We start from the raw sequence: 12446 nt of genomic DNA, 5'->3' as shown, positions 1-12446 counted from the left end.
CCAAAAACTGCATGCGGGATGCGGATGGAAACCGCTCGTTCCTCTTGATTTCCGACACGGCTTGCATCGAGTGCACCGGCGCGCACCGGTACAACCGCCCGCCATTCCATTTGATCCCGTCATGGACGAATTTCTCCGCCGGCATTTGCTCTGCCTTAAAGCACCCCGCAGGGCGCCAAGCGCAGGATAGCCGGCGTGGGGCGACTGGCCGATTTGATGATCGGAAGGCCCCGCTCATCGCTCTAAATCGTGTTGCACCGTCCAGATTTCAAGAGAACGCCTTCAGCCGTCACACCGCGCCCATGCACCAGGCCAGGATCGATTTCTGCGCGTGCAGCCGGTTCTCGGCTTCGTCGAAGACCACCGACTGCGGGCCGTCGATGACCTCATCGGTCACTTCCTCGCCGCGGTGCGCCGGCAGGCAATGCATGAACAGCGCGTCCGGCGCTGCATGCTTCATCAGTGCGCCGTTGACCTGGTAGGGCTGGAAGACGTTGTGACCGCGGGCGCGATGTTCCTGGTTCATCGAGATCCAGGTGTCGGTGACGACGCAGTGTGCGCCGGCAACCGCCTGCTCCGCCTCGTGGCTGAGCAGGATCTCGGCCCCGTTGTTGCGCGCCCAGTTCAGGAACTTGTCATGCGGTTCGGAGCCGAGCGGCACGGCCATGTTCATGCGGTAGCCGAAGCGCGCCGAGCCTTCGATCAGCGAGTGAAGCACGTTGTTGCCGTCGCCGGTCCAGGCGATCGTCTTGCCCTTGACCGGTCCCCGGTGCTCCTCGAAAGTCATGATATCGGCCATGATCTGGCACGGGTGCGTATCGTCGGTGAGCCCGTTGATGACCGGCACGGTCGCATGCTCCGCCATTTCCAGAAGCCGGCGGTGATCGGTCGTGCGGATCATGATCGCGTCGACATAGCGCGACAGGACCTTCGCCGTGTCGCCGATCGTCTCCGCCCGGCCGAGCTGCATTTCCGTACCCGACAGAAACAGCGTCTCGCCGCCGAGCTGGCGCATGCCGACATCGAAGGAAACACGCGTGCGGGTGGACGGCTTCTCGAAGATCATCGCGAGCATCTTGCCGGCAAGCGGCTTCTCGGCAGTCCCTGCCTTGGTCGCCGACTTGCGGACGCGGGCATCGTCGATGATGGTCCTGAGGTCGGTGGCCGTCATGGCCGAGAGATCGAGGAAGTGTCTGGTCATACTGCCTTGTTTCCTGTCGTAGAATCCGTTTGTCGGCCCCGCCCGGGCCGGATCGATCCGAAACGTCGGGGCATTCAAGCCGCGGCGTTGCCGCTCTTGCCACTCACCGCCTCCGCGGCGCGTTCGAGCCGTGCCAGTCCTTCGCGCGCCTCGGCCGCGGTGGTGATCAGCGGCGGCAAAAGGCGCAGCACGTTTTCGCCGGCCGGGACGACGAGCAGCTTCTCGGCGCGGATCGCCTTCAAAAGGTCCGCGGAGGGCACCTTGGCCTTGATGCCGAGCATCAGCCCGTCGCCGCGGATTTCCTCGATCACGTCCGGAAAACGATCCTTCAGCGAAGCGAGCCCCTGACGGAAGGCGAGAGCAACCTCGCGCACCTGATCGAGGAAGCCTTCGGCGAGAACGACGTCGAGCACGGCATTTCCGACCGCCATTGCGAGCGGGTTGCCGCCATAGGTCGACCCGTGCGTGCCCGCCACCATGCCGGCGGCCGCCGCTTCCGTCGCAAGGCAAGCGCCGAGCGGGAAGCCGCCGCCGATGCCCTTGGCTACGGCCATGATATCCGGTTTGATGCCAGCCCATTCATGGGCGAAGAGCTTGCCGGTCCGGCCGACACCGGACTGGACCTCGTCGAGGATCAGAAGCAGGCCGAACTCGTCGCAAAGTTCGCGCAGCCCCTGCATGAATTCCTTCGATGTCGACCGAATGCCGCCCTCGCCCTGGATCGGCTCGACGAGGATCGCCGCGGTTTCTTCATTGATCGCGTTCTTGACCGCCGCGATATCGCCGAAGGGGACCTGATAGAAGCCCGGCGCCTTCGGCCCGAAGCCCTCGATGTATTTCTGCTGTCCGCCGGCGGCGATCGTTGCGAGCGTGCGGCCGTGGAAAGCACCTTCGAAGGTGATGACGTGGAACTTCTCCACGTGCCCCTTGGCGAAATGATAGCGCCGCGCCGTCTTGATCGCACACTCAAGCGCTTCCGCACCCGAATTGGTGAAGAACACCCGATCGGCGAAGGTCACCTGGGTCAGCCTCCGTGCAAGGCTTTCCTGCCCCGAAATCTCGTAGAGATTGGACAGATGCCAGACCTTGTCGGCCTGCGCCTTCAGCGCCTCGACGAGATGAGGATGGGCATGGCCGAGCGAGTTCACGGCGACACCGGCAGCGAAATCGAGATAGCGCGTGCCGTCTTCGGCGATCAGCCAAACGCCTTCACCTCGCTCGAAACGCAACGGCGCGCGCAGATAGGTGTCGTAAAGCGGCGTGGTTGCGGCCATGTCGAGCTCTCCTTCATTCCGGCGGCACGGACCATTCGGCCCGATAAAAATCAAAAATGCCGCCTTGCGGCGGCGACAGGCACTATTCCCATTTCGCACCGCGATGTCAACAAAACCAAGGTTTGCAGGCGCTTTGCCGATGCCGATTCCGAAGCGCGAAAAAATCGCACTCTGGGACTTGCAAAAATGCAACGCTCCGACAGCAAGTTGGGGAAAAACGCGAAATCGATTCGGCGCGATTCCGGCGACTCTTGCCACGGAGTCACCCTGCCGGTAGGTTAACATTCAATTACTAGACGCATGCGGCGGACCTAGTCACCAAAAGTATTATCGCGTTGAATCTTCGGGTTTTTCCCGGAGAGCGGTGACGGATTCCGCCATCCCAACGCCGAGAACGGGGAGTGCAGAGATGAACTGGACTGACGAGCGGGTCGAGAAACTGAAGAAGCTGTGGTCGGAGGGCCTGAGCGCCAGCCAGATCGCGGCGCAGTTGGGCGGCGTCAGCCGCAACGCGGTCATCGGAAAGGTTCATCGGCTGAGCCTGCCCGGGCGCGCCAAGGCCGGCGGAAGCACGACCGCTGCAGCCCGGCCCAAACGGGCGACGTCTGCCCCGCGCGCACCGAACTATGCTGCGCGTTCCGTAACACGCACCGTGACCCGCACGGCCGGTGCGACCGCGCTCAAGGAAGAGCTCGCAGTCGACCTGGAAATGGACCAGGAGCTGCAGATCGACAGGAACATCGTCCTGCCGATGTCGCGGCGGCTGGAGCTCACGGAGCTTACCGAACGCACCTGCAAGTGGCCGATCGGCGACCCGCTCAAGGAAGAGTTCCACTTCTGCGGCAACGACTCCCCGGAAGCCTCTCCCTATTGCACCTTCCATGCCCGGCTGGCCTACCAGCCCTCTGCCGAGCGCCGGCGCATGCGCTGAGGCGCCTTGCTCATCCCGCTCTGGATGCACGACGAAAATCGGGGCCGGAAAGGCCCCTTTTTCTTTGCCGTGCCGCAAGCCGGCACGGGCGGCAGCGACCTTCAGCCTCAGCTCTCCAGCGAATAGCCAGCGCCGCGCACCGTCCGGATGACGTCCGGCATGTTGGAAAAGTTCAGCGCCTTGCGCAGCCGCCCGACATGAACGTCCACGGTCCGTTCGTCGACATAGATGTCGTGTCCCCAGACACCGTCCAGGAGCTGTGAACGGGAGAAGACGCGCCCCGGTGAGGACATTAGAAATTCCAGCAGCCGGAACTCCGTCGGGCCAAGGCGCACTTCGCGACTGCGTCGGTGGACGCGGTGCGTCTCCCGGTCGAGCTCGATATCGCCGCAGCGCAGGAGCGTCGACAGAACCTCGGGCTTGGCGCGCCTGAGCATCGCCTTGACCCTCGCCATCAGTTCCGGCGTCGAGAAGGGCTTGACGACGTAATCGTCGGCGCCGGTGGCAAGGCCCCGCACGCGCTCGCTTTCCTCGCCGCGCGCGGTCAGCATGATGATCGGCAGACGCTCCGTTTCCGGCCGCTGGCGCAGCCTGCGGCAGAGCTCGATACCGGAAACCCCGGGCAACATCCAATCGAGGATGAGAAGGTCGGGCAGGCGCTCCTGCAGGCGGATCTCCGCCTCGTCGCCGCGAAGGATCGTATCGACCTCGAAGCCTTCCGCCTCGAGATTGTAGCGCAGGAGAACGCTCAGGGCTTCCTCGTCTTCGACTACGGCAATCTTCGGCAACATTCAGTAGGACTCCTTCCTACGCACGACAGCCGTCATGCCGCCGCGCACGGTGGTAGGCCGCGCCGAGGCGGCCAGAACAATTCTGCATAGGCACAGGATGCCGGGCGATCTCAGTCCGTCACGGAACCCAATGTCGACGTCATGTCGTCCTTCGGCCGTTCGCCCTGCGGCTGGGCGCCTGTCGCCATATAGTAGATCGTTTCGGCGATATTGGTCGCGTGATCGCCGATACGCTCGATGTTCTTGGCGCAGAAAAGAAGATGCGTGCACGGCGTGATGTTGCGCGGATCTTCCATCATATAGGTCAGCAGTTCCCGGAACAGAGACGTGTAGATCGCATCGATCTCTTCATCGCGTTCGCGTATGCTGTTCGCCTTTTCCGGCGAACGGGACGCGTAGACGTCCAGGACTTCCTTCAACTGAACGAGCGCGAGCTCGGCCAGGTGTTCGAGGCCGCGCGCAAGCTTGCGCGGTATGCCTGAACCGGCCACGGCAATCACCCGCTTTGCGGTGTTCTTGCCGAGGTCGCCCACGCGCTCCAGGTCCGCGGCGATGCGGATCGAACCCATGATCTCCCGAAGATCCGAGGCCATGGGCTGGCGTTTGGCAATGGTGACGATCGCCTTTTCGCCGATCTGCCGTTCCGCGTCGTCCAGAATGGTGTCGTCGGAGATCACCTTCTGGGCCAGGGCGAGATCGGAATTGACGAGCGCACGGACGGAGTCCGCGACCATCTGCTCGGCGAGACCGCCCATCTCGGAGATGCGGCGCGTGAGATACTTCAACTCTTCGTCGAAGGCGGACATGATGTGTGCGTGAGACATATTCGTTTCCTCGGGGGACGCGCTGTTCTGAATGGGCCTCGTTCGGTCTTAACCGGGAGGGACGGAAAAGCGCCGCCCCTCTCCGGCCATCAGCCGAAGCGGCCCATGATGTAGTCCTGGGTGCGCTGATCGTCCGGGTTGGTGAACATTTTGTCGGTATCGTTCTCCTCGACGAGATTGCCGAGATGGAACATGGCCGTGCGCTGCGACACGCGCGCCGCCTGCTGCATCGAGTGGGTGACGATCACGATCGTGAAATTCGCCCGCAATTCGTGGATGAGTTCCTCGACTTTCGCGGTGGCGATGGGATCGAGCGCCGAGCAGGGCTCGTCCATCAGAATGACTTCCGGGCTGACGGCAACGGCGCGGGCGATGCAGAGGCGCTGCTGCTGGCCGCCGGAAAGCCCGGTGCCCGGCTCCTGCAGCCGATCCTTCACCTCGTTCCAGAGCCCGGCCTTCTGAAGGCTCGTTTCCACGACCTCGTCGAGCTCGGTCTTGGTGCGTGCCAGGCCATGAATGCGCGGGCCGTAGGAGACATTGTCGTAGATCGACTTCGGGAACGGATTGGGTTTCTGGAACACCATGCCCACGCGGGCACGCAATTCCACCACGTCGATCGGACGGATCGTAGATATCGTCCTCGTCGAGCGTGATCTTGCCCGTAACGCGGCAGTTCTCGATCGTGTCGTTCATGCGGTTCAAAGTGCGCAGAAACGTCGATTTGCCGCAACCGGACGGACCGATCAGCGCCGTGACCGTGTTCTCGCGGATATTGAGGTTGACGTCGAAGAGCGCACGCTTTTCGCCGTAATAGACCGACACATCGTTGCCGATCATCTTGTAAGGCACCGTATTCATTTTCTGCTCAAGAGCCTTTTCGACTGCAGCTTCCGACATGATGTTCATAGTCCTTACCCCACTACCAGCGACGCTCAAAGCGACGCCGCAAGAGAATTGCGCCGAGATTCATGAAGATGAGAAAGATCAGGAGAATGATGATCGCTCCGGACGTACGCTCGACGAAGGCACGTTCTGCCTCGTTCGCCCACATGTAGATCTGCACCGGCAGCGCCGTGGATGGCTCCAGCGGCGACCCCGGAAAGTCGACCACGAAGGCGACCATGCCGATCAGAAGCAGCGGCGCCGTTTCGCCCAGCGCATGGGCGAGGCCGATGATCGTGCCGGTCAGGATGCCGGGCATGGCAAGCGGCAGCACGTGATGGAAGATGGTCTGCATCTTCGATGCGCCGAGGCCGAGTGCGGCGGAGCGGATCGACGGCGGCACTGCCTTCAGGGCCGCCCGGGTCGCGATGATGATCGTCGGTAGCGTCATCAGCGTCAGCACGAAGGCGCCGACGAGTGCTGCCGAGCGCGGCATGCCCGCGAAGTTGATGAAGACGGCAAGCCCGAGGAGGCCGTAGACGATGGAAGGTACGGCCGCCAGGTTGTTGATGTTCACCTCGATCAGGTCCGTCAGCCGGTTTTTCGGCGCGAACTCCTCGAGATAGATGGAGGCGGCGACGCCGATCGGCAGCGACAGCACGAGCACGATCAGCATCATGTAGAGCGAGCCGAGAAGGGCGACGCCGACACCCGCCGCTTCAGGCCGGCTGGATGCGCCGAAGGTGAAGATGCCGGTGTTGAAGCTCTTCTTGAGCACGCCGGCCTCGGCAAGCTGGTTCATCCACGCGACCTGCGCATCCTTCACCTTGCGTTTGGCTTCGTCGACCGACAGGTCGATCTGGCCCTTGAAGGCGGAGTCGATGTTCGCCTCGGCAAGCAGCGTGACGGGAACCGTCCTGCCGATCACCGACGGATCGGCGACGACGATGTCACGCAGTTGCGTCCGGGCGCTGGCGGAGACCATATCGGTCGCCTGCTTCACCAGCGGCCGCTTCGACGGATCGAGGCCGAGCTGCTTGACCAGAGCCTCCCGCACGAGCAGCGGATAGTTGGCGGTATAGAGCCGCTTCGGATCGGTCGCCCGTTCGTTCTTCGGATCGATCACCTTCTCGGAAAACTCGATCGGCAACGTGATCGTCGTCTGCTGGAAGGCGGTATAGCCCTTCGAAACGACGCTCCAGAGGAGAACCGCGAGGAAGAACAGACCGATGGCGATGGCGCTGATTCCGAAGGCACGGAAGCGGCGCTCCGCGGCATAGCGGCGCTTGATGCCGATATCGCGTCGGCTTGCGGCAGGTCGGGTGGAGACCCTTACCGTCGGGGAGGCAAATTCGGTCATTCGTACTGTTCCCGATATTTGCGCACGATGTAGAGCGCGTAGATGTTGAGGCCGAGCGTGATGACGAAGAGCGTGATGCCGAGCGCAAAGGCGACCAGCGTCTGCGGCGAGGTGAACTCGAGGTCGCCCGTCAGCTGATTCACGATCTTGACCGTCACCGTGGTCATCGGCTCGAGGGGGTTCAATTGCATGCGCGCCGCGACGCCGGCAGCGAGCACGACGATCATCGTCTCGCCCACCGCGCGCGAGGCCGTCAAAAGCAGCGCCCCGACGATGCCGGGAAGTGCTGCAGGCAGGATCACCTTCTTCACCGTTTCCGAGCGCGTCGCACCGAGGCCGAGAGAACCGTCACGCAGCGCCCGCGGCACCTGGGTGATGATGTCGTCGGACAACGACGAAACGAACGGGATGAGCATGATGCCCATGACGATGCCGGCGGTGATGACGCTCTGGGCCTGAATGAAGTTCTGGTAGTTGCCGGTGACGAGACCGTTCAGTTGCGCGGAGATGTCGCGCAGGAAAGGCCCGACGGTGACCAGCGCGAAGAAGCCGTAGACGATCGTCGGGATGCCGGCGAGCACCTCCAGAAGAGGCTTGGCTGTGGAACGCAGCCGCGGGCTCGCATACTCGGCCATGTAGATGGCGGCGAAAAGCCCGATCGGCACCGCGAAAAGCATCGCCACGAAGGCGATATAGAGGGTGCCGGCAAGGAGCGGCAGCAGGCCGAACTGGCCGGAGGCGCCGCCGCTTCCGGCCGCAGCGAAGCGCGGATCCCAGACCGTGCCGAAGAAGAACTCGAAGGGCGACACCATGGTGAAGAAGCGGCCCGCCTCCGAGAGCATCGAGGCGACGATGCCGACCGTCGTCAGAATGGCTATGGAAGAGGCGAAGATGAGCGAGCCGAGCATGACGCGCTCCACCCGATTGCGGGCACGGAAACGGACGTCGATATTGCGGATCGCGTAGAGCCCGCCGGCAACGGAGACGAGCAGCACGACGGCGCTCATCAGCCAGCGGCTATATTGCCGCATCGCATTGAATTGCTGGGCGGACTGGATCATGTAAGGCTCGCCCTCGCCGGCAAGCGCCACGCCCTTGGCGGCCAGGGCTTCCCGCATGTTGGTCGAACCGTTCTCGATTGCAGCGACCTCGCCCGCATTCAGGCGTTCGAAGCCCGCGGCCACGGACTTGACCTGACCGAGCGCGAGCTGAACGGTGGCTGCCCCCTGGTTCTGGACCGGTTCCGGAAGAGACGAGCGAACGGAGTAATCGACATAGATCGGAGCTGCGACGAGCCATACCGCAAGCAGAAGAAGAGCCGGCAGCATCGCCCAGATGGCGACGTAGCTGCCGTGATATCCGGGCAGGGAATGCAGGCTGGCGAGCTTGCCTCCGGACCGGGCGAACGAGCGCGCACGGCCGGCAAGAAACGCAATGAAACCGATCAAAGCGATGATCAGGAGAAGGAGCGAAGTACTCATCGGCACGTCTCCGCGACAGGCTTGTCGTAAGCCCCGACAAATTCGGAAGAATGCGGCTCCGGCGCTGAGAAGCGCCGGAGCCTGTCATGATCAGAGCAGGTTGCCTGCCTCGAAGGACGTGCGGATTTCCTCGCGCTCGGCGTCCGGAGCGGCAACGAGGCCGTATTCGGCAAGCGGGCTGTCGGGGCCGATCATCTGATCGTCGACGAAGAATTCGACATATTCCTTGAGGCCCGGGATCACGCCGATGTGAGCCTTCTTGACATAGAAGAACAGCGGGCGGGAAACCGGATACTCGCCGGAAGCGATCGTCTCGGTCGAGGGAACGACGCCGTTGACGGTCGCGACCTTCAGCTTGTCGGCGTTGTTTTCGTAGAACGAGAGACCGAAGACGCCGATGCCGTTCTTGTTGGAGTCGATACGTGCCAGCGTCTCGGTGTAGTCGCCGTCGATATCGACGGCCATGCCGTCCTTGCGCACCGCGATGCACTTGCTGTGCTGCTGCTTCTCGTCGCTGACGGCGGCCTTGATGACGTCCTGAGCGCCGGTGTCCTTGCAGCCGGCGGCAAGGATCTTCTCTTCGAAGACTTCGCGCGTGCCGTGCTTTTCGCCCGGAATATAGGCGGCGATTTCGGCGTCCGGCAGCGATGCGTCGACTTCCGACCACTTCTTGTAGGGATTGGCGACGAGCTTGCCGTCGACGACGACTTCGGCAGCGAGCGCCTTGTAGATGTGCTCCGGCTTCAGGGCGAGGTCGGCATTGCCGGCGTCGGTGGCGAAGACGATACCGTCATAGCCGATCTTCACTTCCTGGATTTCGGTCACGCCGGCAGCCTTGCAGGCCTCGACTTCGCTGTCCTTGATCTTGCGGGAAGAGTTGGCGATATCGATCGTGTCTTCACCCACGCCCTTGCAGAATTCCTTGAGGCCGGCAGAGGAGCCGCCGGACTCGACCACCGGGGTCTTGAAGTCGGGGAAGGTCTCGCCGAAATTCTCGGCAACGATCTTGGCATAGGGAAGAACGGTCGAGGAGCCGGCGACCTGGATCTGGTCGCGAGCCGCAGCAACGCCCGCGAAGGCGGCGGATGCAACCAGCGCCGCTACAGTGAGTTTAAGAGATTTCATGAATGTTCTCCCGGAATGGGCTTGTGTTGGTGCGCCAGGGTTCAGCGCTCTCTTCGCCGTTTCATCGGCCGCCCCTAGTTAGCCGCCGATGGCTACAGCTTTTATGTCAATTCGGTGAAACATTTATGACAGGCTAACGTGCTGAAAGTACTTCCTGATTTCCTCGTAGGAATATTTCAGCGCGGCGTGGTGTGTCAGAAGCGGACCTTGAAGACCGTGCCCTTCCCCACCTCCGAATGGATGAGCAGGCGGGCGCGGTGACGCGTGAGGATATGCTTGACGATGGCGAGGCCCAGGCCGGTGCCTTTCTTCGACCGGCTCGCCTCGACATTGACCCGGTAGAAGCGCTCGGTGATGCGCGGGACATGCTCGGCAGGTATTCCCGGGCCGTGGTCGGTAACCGTCACCTCCGCCTGATGACCGTTCCCGCCGGTCAGCCGGACATCGACCTGCTTGCCTTCCTGCCCGTATTTGCAGGCGTTCTCTATAAGGTTTTCGAAGACCTCCACCAGTTCGTCCCGATCCCCCTGGACGAAAACCGGCGTCTGCGGAACCTCCAGCGCGATCGTCACGTCGAGTTCGCCCGCAAGCGGCGCCAGGCTATCGCGCACGTGTCCGAGCAGCGGCCCGAGATCGACGGCATCGTCCGGCGCGATGTGCGATTTCAACTCGAGCCGCGACAGCGACAGGAGGTCGTCCACGAGCCGGCTCATGCGCGTGACCTGCTCGTGCATGATGCCGAAGAATTTCTCCTGGGCCTTCCGGTCGTCGCGGGCGGGGCCTTGCAGCGTCTCGATGAAGCCACGCAGCGATGCGAGCGGCGTGCGCAGCTCATGGCTGGCATTGGCGACAAAGTCGGAGCGCATCCGGTCGATGCGGCGGGCCTGCGAGATATCGCGATACGTCAGCAGGAAGATGCGCCGGCCGGAAACGTCGGAACCTATGTCCGCGGGCGCGACGCGAACCACGTAGACCGCCTCCGAAGGTAGCCGTTCCGCATGCTCGATCTGGTTGACTTTGCCTGTCGCGATCGTCTCGCGCACCATGTCGAGAATGCCGGGCGAACGGACGCGGGCGGAAAGATAGCTGTCCTGGGGGATGGTTCCGAAGGCCTTCTCTGCGGCAACGTTCTGGAAGACGACGGTCTCGTCGGCCGCCACGACGAGCACCGGCATGTCGAGTGCGTCGAGCAGGGGAGCGATCGGGTCGGCCTTGGTTTCCACGGCAGAGCCGACGCTTGCCGGCGCTGCCTGGACGGGCGGTGCCCCCCGGTTGAGGATGGCCGCGACGAGCACGATCCAGAACGGCAGAACGGCCAGCGGATGGATGCCCGCCAGTACGGCAAGGAAGGCGAGCACGACGGACAGGCCGAGAAGCCCGCGTTCCGCCTTCAACCTCGGCAGCAGGGTGCGCCAGAACACCTTCGCGCCATCCAACACGATACCCTCGTTCCTCAATTCGCTGCCTCCTGCACCTCGACGACTGCTGCTGATCCAGCCAGCGGCCCGGATGCCGCAGAAGTGAGGGTAACCGCCTCAAATCCTCCAACAGAATCCGGCCATAAGGGCGCAGAGATAGCGCTGCTTCATGACATGATTTTCACGACATGCTTGAATCCGCAATGTAATTATGGCCTCCTCCGGAGAAATCGAGCGAGCGGGAGGAAACAGATGGCACGCCACGAAGCACCGGCCGAAGCAAGGCCGGGGAACCGGGCGGTCGAACTGGAGATTGACGGCAGAAGCCGCATCTTCGACATCGACGATCCGGACCTGCCGAAATGGATCGACGAGGAAGCCTTCGGCTCCGACGATTATCCCTACAAGAAAAAGCTCGATCGGGAGGAGTACGAAGAAACGCTGACGAAGCTGCAGATCGAACTGGTCAAGGTCCAGTTCTGGATGCAGGCGACCGGCAAGCGCGTAATGGCGGTCTTCGAGGGTCGCGACGCCGCCGGCAAGGGTGGTGCGATCCACGCGACGACGGCCAATATGAATCCCCGCTCCGCGCGCGTCGTCGCACTGACGAAACCGACGGAGACCGAACGGGGTCAGTGGTATTTCCAGCGCTATGTCGCAACCTTCCCGACCGCCGGCGAGTTCGTCCTATTCGACCGCTCCTGGTACAACCGCGCCGGTGTCGAACCAGTGATGGGCTTTTGCACCGCCGACCAGTACGAGCAATTCCTCGAAGAGACGCCGCGTTTCGAGGAGATGATCGCGAACGAGGGCATCCATCTCTTCAAGTTCTGGATCAATATCGGCCGGGAGATGCAACTGAAGCGCTTCCATGACCGGCGCCACGACCCATTGAAGATCTGGAAGCTTTCGCCGATGGACATCGCGGCGCTGAACAAGTGGGACGACTACACCGGAAAACGCGACCGTATGCTGAAGGAAACGCACACGGAGCACGGGCCATGGACCGTCATCCGCGGGAACGACAAGCGCCGCTCCCGCATCAACGTGATCCGCCACATGCTGACGAAGCTCAACTATGACGGCAAGGACGAGGCGGCGATCGGCGATGTCGACGAGAAGATCCTCGGCTCCGGCTCCGGTTTTCTCAGGTGATTCC

10 protein-coding genes and 1 pseudogene are annotated in these 12446 nt (G+C 62.7%); 2 read left to right on the top strand and 9 right to left on the bottom strand.

Annotated elements, in window-relative coordinates; genetic code table 11:
- Positions 1 to 289: 289 nt before the first annotated feature.
- Both argF and ACFHWW_RS25290 read right to left on the bottom strand, forming a co-directional pair.
- Positions 290 to 1201, bottom strand: coding sequence for an ornithine carbamoyltransferase (argF, locus tag ACFHWW_RS25295; RefSeq protein ID WP_018094107.1), 912 nt, complete (start codon positions 1199 to 1201; stop codon positions 290 to 292).
- 74 nt (positions 1202 to 1275) lie between these two features.
- Complete coding sequence (locus ACFHWW_RS25290; protein WP_379941575.1) at positions 1276 to 2475, bottom strand: aspartate aminotransferase family protein; 1200 nt, start codon at positions 2473 to 2475, stop codon at positions 1276 to 1278.
- Positions 2476 to 2884: 409 nt separating this feature from the next.
- On the opposite strand from ACFHWW_RS25290, the gene ACFHWW_RS25285 reads away from it, so the two are divergent.
- On the top strand, positions 2885 to 3406 hold the full coding sequence (locus tag ACFHWW_RS25285; RefSeq protein WP_018094105.1) for a GcrA family cell cycle regulator: 522 nt from the start codon (positions 2885 to 2887) through the stop codon (positions 3404 to 3406).
- Between the two features lie 107 nt (positions 3407 to 3513).
- On the opposite strand, the gene phoB is transcribed toward ACFHWW_RS25285, so the two are convergent.
- The 7 genes and pseudogenes from phoB to phoR all read right to left on the bottom strand — a co-directional run bounded on the left by phoB (position 3514) and on the right by phoR (position 11326).
- Complete coding sequence (phoB, locus tag ACFHWW_RS25280) at positions 3514 to 4197, bottom strand: phosphate regulon transcriptional regulator PhoB (RefSeq protein WP_003530178.1); 684 nt, start codon at positions 4195 to 4197, stop codon at positions 3514 to 3516.
- A 110-nt stretch (positions 4198 to 4307) separates the two neighbouring features.
- Positions 4308 to 5021, bottom strand: coding sequence for a phosphate signaling complex protein PhoU (phoU, locus tag ACFHWW_RS25275; protein WP_003530180.1), 714 nt, complete (start codon positions 5019 to 5021; stop codon positions 4308 to 4310).
- 89 nt (positions 5022 to 5110) lie between these two features.
- Positions 5111 to 5927 (bottom strand): annotated as a pseudogene (pstB, locus tag ACFHWW_RS25270) (phosphate ABC transporter ATP-binding protein PstB).
- Positions 5928 to 5940: 13 nt separating this feature from the next.
- Complete coding sequence (gene pstA, locus ACFHWW_RS25265; RefSeq protein ID WP_338277959.1) at positions 5941 to 7263, bottom strand: phosphate ABC transporter permease PstA; 1323 nt, start codon at positions 7261 to 7263, stop codon at positions 5941 to 5943.
- Positions 7260 to 8744, bottom strand: a complete 1485-nt coding sequence (gene pstC / locus ACFHWW_RS25260; RefSeq protein WP_275596833.1) for a phosphate ABC transporter permease subunit PstC — start codon at positions 8742 to 8744, stop codon at positions 7260 to 7262. Before pstC ends, pstA begins: the two co-directional genes overlap by 4 nt.
- A 90-nt stretch (positions 8745 to 8834) precedes the next feature.
- A complete protein-coding gene (locus ACFHWW_RS25255) occupies positions 8835 to 9869 on the bottom strand; it encodes a substrate-binding domain-containing protein (RefSeq protein WP_100669686.1) in 1035 nt (344 codons plus the stop codon).
- Between the two features lie 194 nt (positions 9870 to 10063).
- Complete coding sequence (gene phoR, locus ACFHWW_RS25250; protein ID WP_379941570.1) at positions 10064 to 11326, bottom strand: phosphate regulon sensor histidine kinase PhoR; 1263 nt, start codon at positions 11324 to 11326, stop codon at positions 10064 to 10066.
- Positions 11327 to 11539: 213 nt separating this feature from the next.
- Between phoR and ppk2 the strand changes: the two genes are divergently transcribed.
- Complete coding sequence (gene ppk2, locus ACFHWW_RS25245) at positions 11540 to 12442, top strand: polyphosphate kinase 2 (RefSeq protein WP_379941568.1); 903 nt, start codon at positions 11540 to 11542, stop codon at positions 12440 to 12442.
- Positions 12443 to 12446 lie beyond the last annotated feature (4 nt).

Source organism: Sinorhizobium sp. P24N7 (assembly GCF_042436655.1).
Classification (GTDB): domain Bacteria; phylum Pseudomonadota; class Alphaproteobacteria; order Rhizobiales; family Rhizobiaceae; genus Sinorhizobium; species Sinorhizobium meliloti_A.
Note: the sequence above shows the minus strand (reverse complement) of the source record. Positions and strands in the feature narration are given on the sequence as shown.